General features: G+C 48.2%; 21 protein-coding genes and 2 pseudogenes. 8 read left to right on the plus strand and 15 right to left on the minus strand.

Features of this window, described 5'->3' with window-relative positions; all coding sequences use genetic code 11:
- Positions 1–39: 39 nt before the first annotated feature.
- The 8 genes and pseudogenes from P8O70_11785 to P8O70_11820 all read right to left on the minus strand — a co-directional run bounded on the left by P8O70_11785 (position 40) and on the right by P8O70_11820 (position 5,282).
- On the minus strand, positions 40–315 hold the full coding sequence (locus P8O70_11785) for an HU family DNA-binding protein (GenBank protein MDG2197545.1): 276 nt from the start codon (positions 313–315) through the stop codon (positions 40–42).
- Between the two features lie 32 nt (positions 316–347).
- On the minus strand, positions 348–785 hold the full coding sequence (locus P8O70_11790) for a hypothetical protein (GenBank protein MDG2197546.1): 438 nt from the start codon (positions 783–785) through the stop codon (positions 348–350).
- 59 nt (positions 786–844) lie between these two features.
- Positions 845–1,234: a diacylglycerol kinase gene (locus P8O70_11795; GenBank protein MDG2197547.1), complete on the minus strand. Its 390-nt coding sequence runs from the start codon at positions 1,232–1,234 to the stop codon at positions 845–847.
- 61 nt (positions 1,235–1,295) lie between these two features.
- The gene (locus P8O70_11800) at positions 1,296–1,916 is read right to left on the minus strand and encodes a hypothetical protein (protein MDG2197548.1); all 621 of its coding nucleotides are present in this window, start codon (positions 1,914–1,916) and stop codon (positions 1,296–1,298) included.
- 66 nt (positions 1,917–1,982) lie between these two features.
- Complete coding sequence (locus tag P8O70_11805; GenBank protein MDG2197549.1) at positions 1,983–3,467, minus strand: S41 family peptidase; 1,485 nt, start codon at positions 3,465–3,467, stop codon at positions 1,983–1,985.
- A gap of 43 nt (positions 3,468–3,510) precedes the next feature.
- Positions 3,511–4,212 (minus strand): annotated as a pseudogene (locus P8O70_11810) (GNAT family protein).
- A gap of 208 nt (positions 4,213–4,420) precedes the next feature.
- Positions 4,421–4,813: a hypothetical protein gene (locus P8O70_11815; protein ID MDG2197550.1), complete on the minus strand. Its 393-nt coding sequence runs from the start codon at positions 4,811–4,813 to the stop codon at positions 4,421–4,423.
- A 1-nt stretch (position 4,814) separates the two neighbouring features.
- Positions 4,815–5,282, minus strand: coding sequence for an 8-oxo-dGTP diphosphatase (locus tag P8O70_11820; GenBank protein ID MDG2197551.1), 468 nt, complete (start codon positions 5,280–5,282; stop codon positions 4,815–4,817).
- An 8-nt stretch (positions 5,283–5,290) separates the two neighbouring features.
- Here P8O70_11820 and fliM point away from each other — a divergent pair, with 8 nt between their 5' ends.
- The gene (gene fliM / locus P8O70_11825) at positions 5,291–6,313 is read left to right on the plus strand and encodes a flagellar motor switch protein FliM (GenBank protein ID MDG2197552.1); all 1,023 of its coding nucleotides are present in this window, start codon (positions 5,291–5,293) and stop codon (positions 6,311–6,313) included.
- A 37-nt stretch (positions 6,314–6,350) separates the two neighbouring features.
- Here the strand turns inward: fliM and P8O70_11830 are convergent, their stop codons facing one another.
- On the minus strand, positions 6,351–6,680 hold the full coding sequence (locus P8O70_11830) for an integration host factor subunit beta (GenBank protein ID MDG2197553.1): 330 nt from the start codon (positions 6,678–6,680) through the stop codon (positions 6,351–6,353).
- A gap of 209 nt (positions 6,681–6,889) precedes the next feature.
- Between P8O70_11830 and coaBC the strand changes: the two genes are divergently transcribed.
- Together coaBC and P8O70_11840 are read left to right on the plus strand one after the other, a co-directional pair.
- Positions 6,890–8,134, plus strand: a complete 1,245-nt coding sequence (gene coaBC, locus P8O70_11835; protein ID MDG2197554.1) for a bifunctional phosphopantothenoylcysteine decarboxylase/phosphopantothenate--cysteine ligase CoaBC — start codon at positions 6,890–6,892, stop codon at positions 8,132–8,134.
- Positions 8,131–8,934 carry a hypothetical protein gene (locus tag P8O70_11840; GenBank protein MDG2197555.1) on the plus strand — a complete coding sequence of 268 codons (804 nt, stop codon included), beginning with the start codon at positions 8,131–8,133 and terminating at the stop codon, positions 8,932–8,934. Before coaBC ends, P8O70_11840 begins: the two co-directional genes overlap by 4 nt.
- A 17-nt stretch (positions 8,935–8,951) precedes the next feature.
- On the opposite strand, the gene P8O70_11845 is transcribed toward P8O70_11840, so the two are convergent.
- A complete protein-coding gene (locus P8O70_11845; protein MDG2197556.1) occupies positions 8,952–10,358 on the minus strand; it encodes a DUF4175 family protein in 1,407 nt (468 codons plus the stop codon).
- A gap of 3 nt (positions 10,359–10,361) precedes the next feature.
- Positions 10,362–10,592: a hypothetical protein gene (locus P8O70_11850; GenBank protein ID MDG2197557.1), complete on the minus strand. Its 231-nt coding sequence runs from the start codon at positions 10,590–10,592 to the stop codon at positions 10,362–10,364.
- 158 nt (positions 10,593–10,750) lie between these two features.
- On the opposite strand from P8O70_11850, the gene P8O70_11855 reads away from it, so the two are divergent.
- The 5 genes from P8O70_11855 (at position 10,751) to P8O70_11875 (ending at position 12,616) form a co-directional block, all read left to right on the plus strand.
- Positions 10,751–11,107 (plus strand): hypothetical protein, encoded by a 357-nt coding sequence (locus P8O70_11855; GenBank protein MDG2197558.1) that lies wholly within the window; start codon positions 10,751–10,753, stop codon positions 11,105–11,107.
- Positions 11,108–11,171: 64 nt separating this feature from the next.
- Positions 11,172–11,369 (plus strand): hypothetical protein, encoded by a 198-nt coding sequence (locus tag P8O70_11860; GenBank protein ID MDG2197559.1) that lies wholly within the window; start codon positions 11,172–11,174, stop codon positions 11,367–11,369.
- Entirely contained in the window at positions 11,366–11,698 is a 333-nt protein-coding gene (locus tag P8O70_11865) for a sulfite exporter TauE/SafE family protein (GenBank protein MDG2197560.1), read from the plus strand. The genes P8O70_11860 and P8O70_11865 overlap by 4 nt, the downstream gene beginning before the upstream one ends.
- A gap of 486 nt (positions 11,699–12,184) precedes the next feature.
- Positions 12,185–12,391 carry a hypothetical protein gene (locus P8O70_11870; GenBank protein ID MDG2197561.1) on the plus strand — a complete coding sequence of 69 codons (207 nt, stop codon included), beginning with the start codon at positions 12,185–12,187 and terminating at the stop codon, positions 12,389–12,391.
- Positions 12,392–12,616 carry a hypothetical protein gene (locus P8O70_11875; protein MDG2197562.1) on the plus strand — a complete coding sequence of 75 codons (225 nt, stop codon included), beginning with the start codon at positions 12,392–12,394 and terminating at the stop codon, positions 12,614–12,616. It begins immediately after the preceding gene.
- 16 nt (positions 12,617–12,632) lie between these two features.
- Here P8O70_11875 and P8O70_11880 read toward each other — a convergent pair whose 3' ends face one another.
- The 4 genes and pseudogenes from P8O70_11880 to P8O70_11895 all read right to left on the minus strand — a co-directional run bounded on the left by P8O70_11880 (position 12,633) and on the right by P8O70_11895 (position 14,379).
- Positions 12,633–12,788 carry a hypothetical protein gene (locus P8O70_11880; GenBank protein MDG2197563.1) on the minus strand — a complete coding sequence of 52 codons (156 nt, stop codon included), beginning with the start codon at positions 12,786–12,788 and terminating at the stop codon, positions 12,633–12,635.
- Between the two features lie 301 nt (positions 12,789–13,089).
- Positions 13,090–13,332: a CopG family transcriptional regulator gene (locus tag P8O70_11885; protein ID MDG2197564.1), complete on the minus strand. Its 243-nt coding sequence runs from the start codon at positions 13,330–13,332 to the stop codon at positions 13,090–13,092.
- Positions 13,313–13,582: pseudogene (locus P8O70_11890) on the minus strand (BrnT family toxin). Before P8O70_11890 ends, P8O70_11885 begins: the two are co-directional and overlap by 20 nt.
- Before the next feature lie 179 nt (positions 13,583–13,761).
- Positions 13,762–14,379 carry a class I SAM-dependent methyltransferase gene (locus P8O70_11895; GenBank protein MDG2197565.1) on the minus strand — a complete coding sequence of 206 codons (618 nt, stop codon included), beginning with the start codon at positions 14,377–14,379 and terminating at the stop codon, positions 13,762–13,764.
- Positions 14,380–14,684: the final 305 nt, after the last annotated feature.

Raw genomic sequence — 14,684 nt, forward strand, 5'->3', positions numbered from 1 at the left:
TAATTTGCTATTTAAGTTGCAATACTTGTGTGAGTTGACTTACTGATTCAATTCCTCCCGCCATGTTTTTGCGGGATGGAAAGAAATCACTCGGCGGGCATCAATGCGGTGTTCCACTTTGCTCTTGGGATCCCTTCCAGGTCGGGCAACCTTGTCCTTCAATTCAAAGAGCCCAAAGTTGGTGACCATCAGGCTGTCCCCAGACTCCAGGTTCTGGCGCATGATTTCTAACAATTCATTAATTAAGTCCTCAGCTTCACCCTGAGAAATGCCCGTTTCTAAACGGACTCGACGTACAACATCAGCTTTGACCATCTAATTTCCTACGGCATAAGGATACCGCCCCATTAGCGTTGGAGCAGGGGTGGTGGAGGGAAGTCGCCTTCGTACATTACTTCCCCAGCAGCATTGAAGTATGAACCACGTGCAAAAACACCTGCTTGAAACTCTCCCTGGTAGAGCAGGTGTCCTTCGTGATCAAACAACTTTCCAGCGCCTTCGAGGCGCCCCTCAATGAAGTCCCCGTCATAGCGGACCTTGCCGTTCTTCCAAAACAGCCTTCCTTTTCCATGAGCACGATTACCTTCGATAGGTCCCAAGTAATAGAGAAACCCATCTCGATAATAGCGCTCCTGTGCCAGTGTCAGGGATTTTCGAACGAAGATCTCCACCAGCTCAATGGCTGGCAAGCGAGGAAAGTCAGCCCGACAGTTCAACGGTATTACACTCAATAGCAGGCCTAAACTCACGCTTAGCCAACCCATGACAGGTTTTGGTTTGACCATAAGCCGTCAAAAGCTAGTAGAAAGCTGAAGAAAGTGCAACGCTTGTGTTTGAAGAAAATTCAATTCCACTCTGTCCAGAGCACACATCCCCAAACAATGACGAGGTTGACTAGGCTGAGGAAGACCGCAGCACTGCCCATGTCCTTCGCCTTTTTGGAAAGAAGATGATGATCTTTCGAAATACGATCAACAACCGCCTCAACAGCAGAATTGAGAATTTCAACGATCATCACCAGTAGCACACTCGCAATCAATAAAGCCGTACTGAGCACACTGATCGGCAGTATGATAGAGAGGGGAATCAGAAATGTGGCTAACCAGACTTCCTGTCGGAATGCTTCTTCACCAGTGTAGCAAGCGCGTAACCCCTCCAAGGAAAAATGGAGAGCATTCTTAATTCTACGCCAGCCAGACTGGTGGCGAGGTACTGTGGGAGATTCCCCTTCCATTGAATCAATCATGAACGAGGGGATGGGGGAAATAGAAGATAGTTAGTTGCGACTGAGAAGTTCAGACCTTTATACTGACATTGCCTTTGTTGTTACCAGCATCACCCAAGCCAACTAAACCTCCAAAGTCCTTGATCATTTCCAAGGCCCCAAACATCAGAGTTTCAGAACCAAAGTCTTGCATTTGCTCTGCAAAACTACGTTGGGCACTATCCTTAGACTCCATGTACTCAGCAAATTTTGGATTTTTCAGAAGTGCAAACGCCTCTAATTGCTGCTGTTCATCCTGCATCCGTTCTGCTAATTCCTCACCAAGCTCCCGAATGTTCTCTGTCTCAAGACGTTTGAATTCTGGTAATTCTTGGATTTCCCTCAGAGCCTGTTCATTTAGGGTGTTTAGACGAAGCTGCAGGGTCTCCGCAAATTGCTCTGCGGCTTTATCCGTAAGCTGTTGTTTCTGGGCAACCTTCTCGTAACTAGACACTACCATCACATAGGAGCGTCGAAGGGTGATTGATTGTTTATGGTCTTCTGGCCCTCGAACGTTGTTATAGCGCGTATCTGGTTGGTGAATAGGCTGAGTTGCTTGTGGAATCGGGAAAGGCAACTTGCTTTCTTCTGTTTTCTCAGCTTTTTTCTGATTTGAAGCTTGGGCTGGGGTGGGCGTATTGCCTACTTTCATATCATTGCTCGTTCTAATGGGAAGGGACCAAAAAATATTCTAAAGTTCATACAAATTTTTGACCAATTAAGGCTCTAGTTCACTGTTGGCAAAACGCATTACACTACTCAGGGTTGTTGTTGGAAATAGCCAGAAGTCTGGTTCTTGCCCGGATGGTGGCACTACGTTTAACTGATGATCAAGGTGAAGCTGATGACTGAAAGAGAGCAAAAGGCCTGATGCAGGCAACTGAAACATCGGCACTACATTCCCATCTGGATAGGGGCCCGTGTTCGTTCCGAGTAGCGTAGCATTTGGCAATTGACGGCTTAGCCCCACCAAAAACTGACAACCTGCTCCACACTGGTCATTGGCAATCACAATCAACCGCTTGTTCCATTTTGGAGATTTCGGTTTGCCTTGAAACAGAAATTTCGTCTCCATCCATTTGGCATCGATCGATTCTTCTTCAAAACGCTGTAACATCGATGCAAAAACACCACGCTGCTGAGCCAAGGCATCTTGTAGCCACCCTGATTGCGAAAGCTGGCGTTCCTGCCACTCCATTTGGCGCAACAAGCCTGTGATCGTTGCAGGAGTTTGCTTTTCCCGTACGATGGAACTTTGCACATTATTTCGTAAAACATCACGAAGCCAGCGCTCAATAAAGGAAAAACTGCCCTGAGCATTGTCACGCACATCGAGGATTAGTGTTCGGGCCGAACCCATTCTCTCCGGCAGCAAATAAAAATCTCTTACAGCCGTCTCCTCTTTGTGTCCATCACGAAGCCAACGAACATAAAACACGCGACCTTCATCTGCTTGAAACAGGGTTTGTCTTGGAGAGACCAACTCTTTGACAATGCGTTGTAAGAGAAGCTCTCGAGTGACTTTTCGGTTCAACTCATCAACAAATTCACACCTAATTCGTTCAGGAAATTCAGATGCATAGATCCCCAGCATCACTCTTTTCTCACGAATTCGCTCTGGTAGAATTGGAAATAAACGCACGCTAGAATGATTACATTCGTTCAGCCAGAGATTCGCCAGTCCAGGAAACTTTTGGTCAGGCAGCACCCGAAAACGATCTCCTTGTTTAGCGAGACGTAAGTCTGTAAACCGCGGCTCGACTAGCAGAATTCGATTCTGGTAGTGCCGCCGAGGCAGATGGAGATCTGCTCGGAAGACGGGATCCTCAGTGAACTGCAGAGCTTCCAAGAGTTTTTCCTGAAAGTGCTGGGTCAGCATTGGGCGAGGATTTTCCAGCAACTGTGATCTTAACTCTGAGAAGACTTGATCCCAATCATGGCCTGCCTGCTGAAGACGCTCATAGTGAACGTAGTTCTCTTGGATCAATTGCTTTACTGCAACAAGATCATCGTGCACTTGGGCCGGTGTCAGGTATGCTGGAGAACGACTCCATTCAATGGACTGAGCCGATAGAGAATGACTGAATGTGCTGGTAAACAGCCATCCCAATAAAATTAGGCAAAGTTTCCAGCTTGATTTGACCGTCATGCCCGGTATCTCCTCCACTTGGTAAAGGCTTGTTGTGTTTTCTTCTGTTAACATTTTTTTACCTGAGAGAATTCCCAGGAGCTTCCTTCTTTTATTCTCACCCATCCACTTTGTAGAGCAGAGGTTTGGTCAAGGAGGCTGTAGAGATTTGTTGCACTCGATTTTCATCAAATTTTTTTTCAGACAAATATCTTAAGAAGCACTGCTCCAAATTTTTCCATTCCTTATCAGTGACAGCAAACCAAGCAGTGTCTCGATTCCCACCCTTGACAATCAGAGCTTGTCTAAATGTCCCTTCATAAGAAAAGCCTAATCTTTGCGCTGCCCTGCGAGACTTGGTGTTGAGAGCATTTCATTTCCATTCATACCAGCGATAGCCATTTTCAAAAGCCCATTTCATCATCAGGAACATGGCCTCTGTTGCTTCCGTAGTTTTCTGCAGTAGGGGGGAGTAATTGAGATGTCCAACTTCGATTGTTCCCTCTTGGGGATTAATTTGCAGAAAACTAGCGACACCTACGTGTTTTTCTCATGGTCTTGTTGATTATTGCAAAGAAAACAGTATCCGTCCCATCTTCCACGAAACGAAGCCAATTCAAAAATTCTGATTGGGTTGAAAACGGTCCATAGGGTAGATAAGTCCAATTGTTTTGTTGGGGATCAAGCTGATAGGCTTCGTAAAGCTCCGCTGCAAACTTTTCAGCAGAGAGCCGCTGGATCATTCTAACTTCCCTTCCAGCTCAATTCCACGAGGATGTGGAGGGATCACAAATCCGTCTACGATTTCACCCAACGGCAAGTTTGATGACACTTCTCTTCGCATAGAAAAACTGGCGATTGTAGTTAGCAGAAAGACGAAAGGAATCTAAGGTGGGCTACCTGACTTGCTAAACAAGATTCTTTGTGATGCCCTCTGGAACACAGTGAATGGATCTGGTAGCCTTTGCAGCAAAATTCTATGTAGCCGTGTTCATCGTTGATAAATGAACTTTGAATGTTGATCAGAATCAGTGCTGCTCGAAAGGCCGGGTGCTTGGATCAGGAGACAGAAATTCAGGTAAGGGGTCGGTTGGCCTATTCACTTCTGGTAAGGGTTCTTGTTCACCTGAACAAGTCAGAATCACAGTTCGAGGACTATAAACTCCTAGAGTGACGAATGTGAGTACGCCTTGATCGAGAGAAGTAAAGAAGTGAGATTCGTAAAGTCTGCCTTGGGCGCAATAGTGATCAGCCTCAATTTGCCAATCGCCAACAAGTCCCCAGAACCAGAAATTTCTTTCTAGTCGGTGCTGCTTTGGAGAAGGGCTTTCTGAGGGATATTGCAGGCGCACATGACAACCCCCAAGTGCTACTAGTCCAATTAGAGTCAAGGCTGCCCATTTCATAGTACTGAAACTCACTTCAAAGATTCCAAAATTGTGATTCATGAAGAACATTACCCCGGTAGAGCAATCTTCCACCAAAGGGTTGCTCCTGAAATACCATCGGGGTGAATATTCGGTCTCCCTCCCACATTGGCAGGGAAGTCAATTCTTTCTTAGAGATCCAGGCAAGGATGCCCTCCGGACAATCTTCTCGCAAGGCACCCTGAAAACTGTTCGAATAAAAGACAAAAACGTGCCATTCATCGCCAAAGGGAGAATCTCCAAGATCCGGAAAACTCAACAACCCTTGAAGGTGCAGATTGGTTAGTTCAAGCCCAGTTTCTTCAATAACTTCTCGGCGGGCAGCCTCATGCGGTGGTTCATTGGCTTCAATTTTCCCACCGGGAGCCAACCAAAAACCTTGATGTTCATCTCGTTTCTGGCGATGAATCATCAAAATCTGCTCATCTTTTTCGATATAAACCAATACTCCTAAACGCATCATCACACCAAATGGAAAAAAAACTCAGACTCAGCAATGAAGATATTCAAGCATTGCTCAAGGGAGTCGCTGTTGGCAGCAATAAAGAAATGCAAGTTACCGATGACATCGTCCCTTTCGACCTAGCTCGTAAAAACCGCATCATACGTGGTCATCTCCCTGGATTGGATAACATTCATGATCGCTTTGCCCGTTCTTTACAGCAAACCCTATCCAATCACCTGCGACGAAGCTTTCGGATCGTGCGACGCACCACGGAATTAGTGAACTACAAAGACTACATCGAAGGTATTAGCTACCCCACGTCATTGAGCATTTTTCACTTACCACCCTTACGTGGAACCGCTTTACTTGGGATGGAGCAGCGCCTGATCCATTGTTTCATTGACCTCATGTTCGGGGGAGACGGACGCCTCCAGGTACGCGATGTAGAACGAGAATTTACTCGTATTGAATCTCAGGTTGTAGCCAAGATCGTCCACAGTGCCCTGATAGATTTGCGTAACGCTTGGCAAACTATTGTCCCCCTGAAGATGCGTTTTGATCGCACGGAAACCAATGCTCACTTGGCACAAGCTGCGAGCGATGAAGAGATCGTTGTTTACACTACATTTGACGTCGAGTTGCACCGCTTGCCGATGACGATGACCATTTGCCTGCCCTACAACATTCTTGATCCAATTCGGAATCGTTTAGACGGTGGTGCGGTCAATGCTGATACTGAACCAAGTCCGGTCAATCGCACTCGATTGGAGGCCCACTTACGAGGATCTAAAGTGGAAGTTCGGGTGCCTCTGGGGAATGCTCAGGTTTCACTACGACGCTTCTTGAAGCTACGTGTTGGTGACCATGTGCAGTTGGAACAGTCCAAGGACGATGCTCTTGAGGGCTACGTACAGAACGTCTTGAAGTTTCGAGGATTCCAGGGAGCGTATCGAGGACGCCGGGCGGTCCGGATTCAAGAGTTCGTTGAGCCCAAACCTGGTTATGAGGATCTGTTCGATTTACCCTCGGAAGAAGGTCCTGTGAATTAGCTTGGTCTTGGAGGGGAATCTCAAATTTTGGAGTAGATCAATCATTCCGAGGCTTGCGCCGACTCTCTACTAGTTTTACTCCCTGCTCACGGCTTTGATCCACTCGATGGCGCAAATCCTTGCCCGTCCGAAAGACAGGGAGCTTCTTTGGAAGAACACGGACAGATTCTCCCGTTCGTGGGTTGCGGCCCACGTAGGCTTCGTAGTGCTTGACCGTGAATGAACCAAATCCTCGAATTTCAACCTTATCACCCTCGGACAAAGCCTCTTTGATGCTGTCAAAAAAGATGCGTACGACCTTGTCAGCCGTCTTTATTGGACAATCGGTTTTCTCAATGAGTGTGTTGATCATCTGTGACTTGTTCATATGTAGCATCCCTCGAGAGTTTGAAGAGGAAATTCAAATTTTTTGAATCTACAACCTAAGGCAATGATTTAAAATTGCAAGCATATGATTCAATAGATTATTTTCTTTGGATTCAAGCCAGTGAAAACAGTTTTTTCCACAATCTTGCATAAATTGCAGGTTAATTTTTTTGTAGACCCTCTTTGGGCTCATGCCCCACTGTTGATTCGATGAGCGAACCACTCTGGGACTTTATGCCCCCGCCAAGTAGTGATCTTCAGGATCGAGAGGTGTCTCGACGTGGCAGTCGACTTTCAAATAATCGAATTGCCCTGATTCTTTCCGGAAGTATTGCAGCCTACCGCAGCCCTGATTTAATCCGCGATCTACGTCGTGAAGGTGCAGAAGTTCAAGTCTTTGCAACAGCAGACGCCTTGCGCTACGTCGCTCGGGAAGCTCTTGAATGGACCTCCCTCAACCCCGTGTTGACGGAATCTAGTCCAAACGCAGAGCATTTGAGTGACAACTCTCCCTTTTCCGCTTACCTCGTTGCTCCTGCCACCTACAACTTACTGAATAAGTTTGCCTGGGGCATTGCGGATGACCTGCCCACAGCGTTGCTTGCTTCTGCCCTAGGTCGTGCTGAGCGTGCAAAGACTCCAATCCTTGTTGTTCCCACAATGAACGGTTCTATGCATAACCAGATTCTGCAGGAATCCTTGCGGCGGTTACATGATTATGGAGTGACAGTAGTCCCACCTCGTCAGGAAAATGGGAAGAACAATTTGCCGGACAACGAGTTTTTAGTGGGACATTTGATGCGCTCACTTAGTACAGGAACTCTCAAAGGCCACCAACTGATGATCACTGGAGGACCAACCCCGGTGTGGGTAGATCATGTCCGCCTGTTCACTAATCGTTTCACCGGTGCACTAGCCATCGAAATTGCCAAGCAGGCATGGGTCGAAGGAGCTGCAATTCAATTGATCCTCGGACAAGGGAGCCTACCAACACCAAGTTATTTGCCTCATCAGCGTGTGGTGGACTTCAGCAGCTACCGTGAAAAGGTGCTTTCAGGGTTGGATGATGGAGCATTTGGTACAGCCATTTTCAGCGCAGCTGTTGCTGATTATCAGCCTTCTCAGGTGTATCCTGGTAAGCTACCCAGTGGCCAGCAACTCACACTCTCTTTTGAACAAACCCCCAAGGTGATTCGTGAGGTACGAGCTGCTCACCCCAAGCTCAAAATGGTGACCTTCAAATACGAAGAAAATCGTACCCATGAAGAATTGATGACGATTGCCCGAGAGCGTTCAAAGGAATATCAATTGGTCGTGGCCAACCGCGGAGAGGAATTTATCGAATATGGAGATCAGGTAGCGTGGTTGGTGGAAGAAAATAAGCCAGAAGAGCAGGTGGTCGGTAAGCCAGCTATCGCCAAGGCAGTACTCGACCGTGTAGTGAGTTGGCTGTGAATGTCAATCACCTCTCCACCATGCGTTTTTCGCAGTGGCGCCCCATCGGGGTCTGCGACAATGCCCCTGATGGTGAGCGCAAAGCCCGGATGTTTGCCCGGGATGATTTGGAGAAAGTGCTCGCCCCAGGGATAGGCCGCAACAATTGGGAAGACTCCCTTGAGCTACGAAAGATTATCGAACGCTACGCCAAGGATGTGGCCAAGCTTTCCCCCAAAGCAAAGGTGCTCAAACGTCCAAAGGTTGCTGAAATCAGGTTGGTCGGAATGGAGTTACGCTTTGCTCCAACACCAGGTCTCAACAAGGAATCCATCGAAGGGCAGGTACAGCTTTTCGAAGTATCCTTTGAGGAAGGAGGTCCTCCTCCTCCAATGAAATGGCCTGTGGGTTGGATTGCAGTGATTGGAGCGTTGCTAGTGATTCTCTCTGGAATGCTGATCGCGATTCCCCTGCTGCAGGAGGATGAGAGTAGATCAACCGCTGCGCAGGATGTTTTATGTGGAACAGGTCGGGCTTCGATGACCTATCAGTCTCACCTGCAGCAAATGCTTCGGGAACTGGAACTTTACGCCCGCTCCACGCCCACAGGACGTAACATGAGCTACAGTCGCAGCGCCTGTGAGGATCCATCTGGCAATGTGCCGAAGGATGAAGCTTCTTTGCTCAGATGTGTACTACAGTTACAGCGCACCGATGGTGCTTTTCTCCAAACCCGTACCAGCGAACGCGCTCAATTCTGTGTCAGCCAGATCTGTGCGAATAGACTGCCTGAACACCAGGCTTTTTGCCGACAGTTCTAACGAAAGTTTTGCTGATATCAGCTGGGGGGAACTGCTAACTCTTCCCGTTTGTGTTGATAGTACCGCAACTGGAAGCGCAACTCTCCAATAAATCCCCGCAAGCCATCAGACAATAGCCGATCGTAGTTAGCCTCTTCCTGAAGAAAATTAAGCAGTTCCTCAATCAGATTTTCTTGGTCTGTGGTCTCTACAATCAGTTGACGGTCCAAAACGGATAACAAGTCACGAAGTTCCCGATCCACTTTACGCAAGAGGCTGAGGATGTACTCATGGAACTCCCGTTGACTGCGAACCTCAAAACGGAATTCCTCCGATCGAGTCACGTTCGGTCCCTGGAAAGTATCGCTGTCACTGACCTCAATCCAAGCCGTCACATTATCTCCGGCTCGTAAGGGTGTTGCCGAGAGTTCCCAGAGATACCTTTCCTGGTAACTCTTGAAGTCTCCTTCAAAAGACTGAATGATCTCACGCTCGATGGTTCCTGTGGCTTCGTTGCGATATCTCAACAGAATCTGGCGTAGTCCGTAGTCGTCCTTGGCTTCCAACTCCACTTGCAGTTGGGACAAGTCAAAGATGTATTTATCAGGAGGCCAGAGGACCATCACAGTAGGGCTCAGATCCGGAATCACCTCCACTGCAACACTCTGTTGACGCCACTCGAGAAAGAGGGTCCCGGTTTTCAGTGGTGTCAACGCCGAGCGCCAGCGCTTTTGTTGAGGAACCCATTGCAAGGGTTGGGGTTCGCCCTGAATTGGTCGATAGGCACTTTGATCTCTATCCAGTAATCCTTGCTCCAGAAAGATTTCCAACCGGCTTCCAGCAGGAATTTGCAGCTCATTGGGAAGTGTGGAAAAGACCTCGGAATCACGTTTGAGATACGCTGGATAGAGAATGCGGTAGGAGTGGGGAATTTGAAATGCTTCCGCTGCAGTTGGGCCTTGGTTGACCAAATACTGTGGCAGCCACCAACCACCAATCCAAACAACAACCTGTAGAGACACCGCAACCCCTGCAAGCGTTCGCCAGGATGGCAGTAGTCGATGCGTCTCCCTCCCTTCTAAGCGCTCAAGCAACTGCTTCTCAAAGCGTTCAAGAAAAATATTGGTAGTTCGTGAAGCTGGCGGATTTTCTCTGAATTGTAAACTGCTTTGCAGCTCTTCTGCGAAGGCAGGATCTTGCCGATAGAGCTTTTGCAGACAATAATCTGGTCGATGTAGCAACCAACTGCCAATCAGGCAAACAACAAGGATCGCAAAGGAGCCGAGAAGAAAATTTAGAAAGGGTAGCGGGGTACTTTGGAGCAGCAGAAAGACAAGCAATAGACACGCTGCTCCGGCGCAACTGCGACCAGCAAACTGTAGCCGCAGATTCCGGCAATATTGATCAAACCAACGTTGGGAAGGGGATGCTTCAGCAGCAGGCATGAACTAGTTGATTAGGTTACCCCGCTCCAGTAGTTCCGCCAAGTCATCCAGCATGTGTGCAAAGACATGGGTTGCGTAGTCGATCTTTGTTTCCTTGTCCAGGAAATTGGCTTCCAGTGAGTTGGCTAAGTCAAGAATTGCCTGGGAGACCTGCAATTCAAAGCGCTCACTGTTTTCAAAGCCGACCAGCGTTTGGAACTGTTCCAAGCTCAGGGCTTCGGTGGTTTCACTCATTAAAAACTCCATTTAAATCGGAACACGATCAACTGTGATTGACAAGCCGACAAGTCGGGTACGATGCTGCTCCCCAGCGAAAGGTGTTGAACTTGCTTCGGCTGAAAGCAATAGACTCAGTATGAACATCGGCAGCGATTCCAAAAACTTTAGGAAAAATGCAGAAACAAATAATATGCGTCAGCTTGATGCTTTGGCTGAGTACATTACCCTGCCTAGCTCAGCAATTCCCTACAGATGGGATTTACCTCAAACACTATGACCGCAAGGAATGCCTGGCACGTGTCGAAGCCCAAATTGAAAAGATGAAAAAGGCGATGTTGACCATGCCCAGCGGCCAGCACGATCAATTTCTCAATAGTCACAGTCGGGATCGTTATCGTACAGGCTTACCAATCACCCCCAATCAGCGCCAGCGAGTGTATGCGCCAAAGCCTCCCAGCCAACCCAATTCTGCTGAAAACACCCTCCGTATGATGGCTCGTTTCGATGCAATGCGTCGCAGTTGTCGCTAGTTGATCTTTCCTGGCCTATCCCCTTCTGCTGCTGGCCAGCTCCATCGCAGGCTTCACCAATGTCATGGCCGGTGGTGGATCAACGCTTAGTGTTCCCACTCTTCTCTTCCTCATTCTAGACGCCGCCACGGCCAACTGTACCAATCGTGTCGCTCTACTGATTGAGTGTGTTGCTGGAGTGCGCGGATTTCACGACCAACAACAATCCGCGTTCGCAGACAGCCTGCGTCTTAGTCTGCTGACTCTGAATCTGGGGCGTTGATCGGAGCCTGGTTTGCCATCAGGATTGATGGCGAATGGTTTCGCATTATCCTCTCCCTAGTGATGGTGGGAGTGGTGCTTTCGCTGATCTTTCCGCTCAAACAACCAGATCCCAATGTGCTTTTGACCACCCAACGTCGCTGGCTCGGCAACTTGGGCATGGTTGGGATCGACTTCTACGGTGGCTTCATCCAGATTGGGGTGGGATTTCTACTGATCGCCCTGCTCTTTCATGGATTTCGGGAGGACCTTGGTAAGGGCAAACAGGCACAAAGCCTTCGTAGTCATGATCTACACAATCACAGCCCTACTAGTGTTTGTCTGGAATGAGAGCGTCAATTTGGGACTGGGTCTTGCCCTTGCAGCAGGCAATGTGGTGGGTGCCTATGTTTGAGCCAACCTTTCAGTCAAGAAAGGTGAAGCGATTTTGCGCAAGGTCCTGTTTGTTGCCATTATTGTAATTGTTCTCAAACTGCTGATCTAAAAGATGAACTCACAACAACCCAATCTCCCAAAGAGGTTTCATGAAACCCGCATTCCTTGTTTCTGTAGACAACACTCCCGTCAGCCAGGAGGTGTTGCGTTTTGCTGGCGATGGGTGGCCCGAGTATCAGATCGCCTAGTGGTCCTGTACTGCCGCTCAGCAGCGATTCAAGCCTTGGTTGAGGTAGAGAACTGCAGAATTCAGAGCCATGTTTTGAGGAGCAACTGCAAGCGCTTCAGCTCCGTTCTGAAGTTGAGATTGTTCACCTCTTCGCAGATCCAGCGGATGGGATCCTCAAGCTATAAGATGAGTTGCATCCTGAGCTGTCGGTCATGGCCGCACACTCACACACTCTGGGGGGTAGGCTCTTTCTCGGCAGCAACACGGACATGGCCCTGCATCAAAGTTCGACCCCTAACTCTGTCTATAAGCAAACTCAGTGGGATCCCCAACAGGTTATTGTTCCGTTGGATCTCAACTCGATCTCAGAATCAGTGCTCCGTAAGGCAGCTGAGTTAGCTCTCACCCGTGAGGGATAATTGCACCTCCTGCACGTGTTGGACTATCCGGAAATTCATGTTGTCGGGGGTGGATCTTTCTACGGGGTAGCGGTTGATGCTAGATTTCTGCAGGAACGATGCGAACAGCAGTTGGAACATGGACGCAAAAGCCTCGAAGAACTGGCAGCCCAGGCTGAACTGACGTCTCCCTATCAGCTTTATCTCCATTTAGACACCCTACCTGCAAGCCCTTCAACTCGCTGAGCGAGTCAACGCTGGACTAATCGTGATTAGTGCACATGATCATACCGCATTGGGACGACTGCTGATGGGCAGCAACACCAACTTCCTCATCCACAACTACGAAGGCTCGCTCTACATCCACAAGGAACTCCAGAGCTAGTTGCTGTTTGGAGCCAAAACTTGGAGTCTCCAAAAACTCTCCTACCTACCACTAACGTGGTCCCCCCTCTCCCAATGAGTGAGGGTTTTTAGAACCCGTTGAACACAAAGCTGCTTGCCATTGGGCGAAGGTTTTCAAAATGCGTTGGTTGAAAAGTTCTTTGCGAAGGAGCAACTTTAGATCAGAAGTAATTTGTTCTTCTCTCTAAGTGAAAGTGCAGCTGAAAGCCGGATGAGGGGCTACTTCAAACCTCCACATTTTCTCGAATTTCCAGTTAAAACACTCCCTCACCTACGACTGACGTGGTCTGCCAAACTAGTGACTGATCAAAAAATCAAACGGAGGTTTGGGACCCTTTGGTTTGTAAACGCTCCACCAGCCAGAGTTTGATGATCGATTGGCGAGTCACTCCAATCTGAGCTGCTTCCCGATCCAAGGCCTCGATCACCCAAGTAGGAAAATCAACATTGATCCACTTCGATTGCATGTTGACCCGTTGGGCGGTTGAGAGGTCAAGATCTGAAACAATGTCCTCCTGGTCCTCCTCAAACTTCTGATCAAATTCTTTCGCTTTCATAGAGATGTATCTCTTGCTTGCGCGATAGCCAGACCGAGATCAAGCGAATGCATTGTCGGTAGGTGAAGATGGCTAACCAGTGCTTGTCAGCCTATTGACCGACCACGAGAAATCGGGGTCCATCCTCAGATTTTGCCTGAATTTATAGCAGGAACGGATCATCCCAGAGCTTGCAGGCCGTGCGAAAATCCATCCCGTGCCTTTCGAAGTTACGCTGACTTTTGATGTGGTCGTACTCAAATCTAGGTATAAGTAATGATGATGTTTGTTTACTCATCCTCAAGAGAGAGACCAATTCTCTCCAATCGACGACTATCTCAGCTACCTTGGCGCAGTCTCAACTCCCACAAACGCAGCAAGAGTTTTCAGAATGCGTTGGTTCAAAAGTTTTTTGCGAATGGACGAGGGTTTTCAGACCACAATTCTTTCTCAGAGCACCGTCAGTAGCACCAGCTTGCACTTGGAGCCTTCTGTGAGGATGTAATCGATGGTCTGTAGCTCAGTGGTGTCCGTCAGTCCGGCCTGTTCCAGATCATTCAATAGTTTGCCAAAATTGCTCTTGAGCCAGAATTCATCGCGGACTGTGAAGCAGATCACCCCACCTGACCTAGTGACACGAACCATTTCTCGCAACGCTTCTGGTTGCACATGTCTGAGGGTGAAGGTCCCGATACAGATGACTGCATCATAACTAGCGGTTTCATGGTTTAAGGGTTGGTTCAGATCCAACTGCTGAAGGTCCTGATAGCACTGCTTGCTCTGGGCTTCTGCCAGCATGGACTCTGAGTAGTCCACACCATCGAGTTGGAAATTTCCGGTCGTGAAGAGCAATTGCCCCACCAGCCCAGTTCCACAACCTGCGTCCAACACCATGCCGGTTGCCAGATGTTTTCGTAATAAATCGACGCTGCGGACGGGTGCTTGGTAGCCCAACTCGTTCAGCAGATCCTGATCGTAGCTCTTGGCCCAGATCCCGTAGGCCTCTGAGATATCGTCGAGGCTTTTTGCATTGAGTACCTTATCGTGGATTTCCGTACGATTTCCCATTTAGCTTTCCTCTGTTTTGAATTCACAAGCAATGTGATCCCGAGTTGGGACAGTGGCTTACCTTAACATGAGGTCTGGCCGAAATGGCAAATCTGCGATTATCGTGTTGTAGAGATCTTGGTGGGGGATTTTTGCCAATTGACAGATCTTTTCAATTTTTAACAATCCACTGAATGCTTTCATTCACCGCTGACGTGGTCCTCTCTCTCCTACAGATGGCGGTATTTAATAATTTGATTTAATTTGCAAATTTTCATCTTTTTGGCAAGAAGCAGTTCACAGCTTCTTTGTCTTCTCAGGGGGAG

The organism is SAR324 cluster bacterium, from assembly GCA_029245725.1.
In the GTDB taxonomy this organism is placed as follows: Bacteria; SAR324; SAR324; order SAR324; family NAC60-12; genus JCVI-SCAAA005.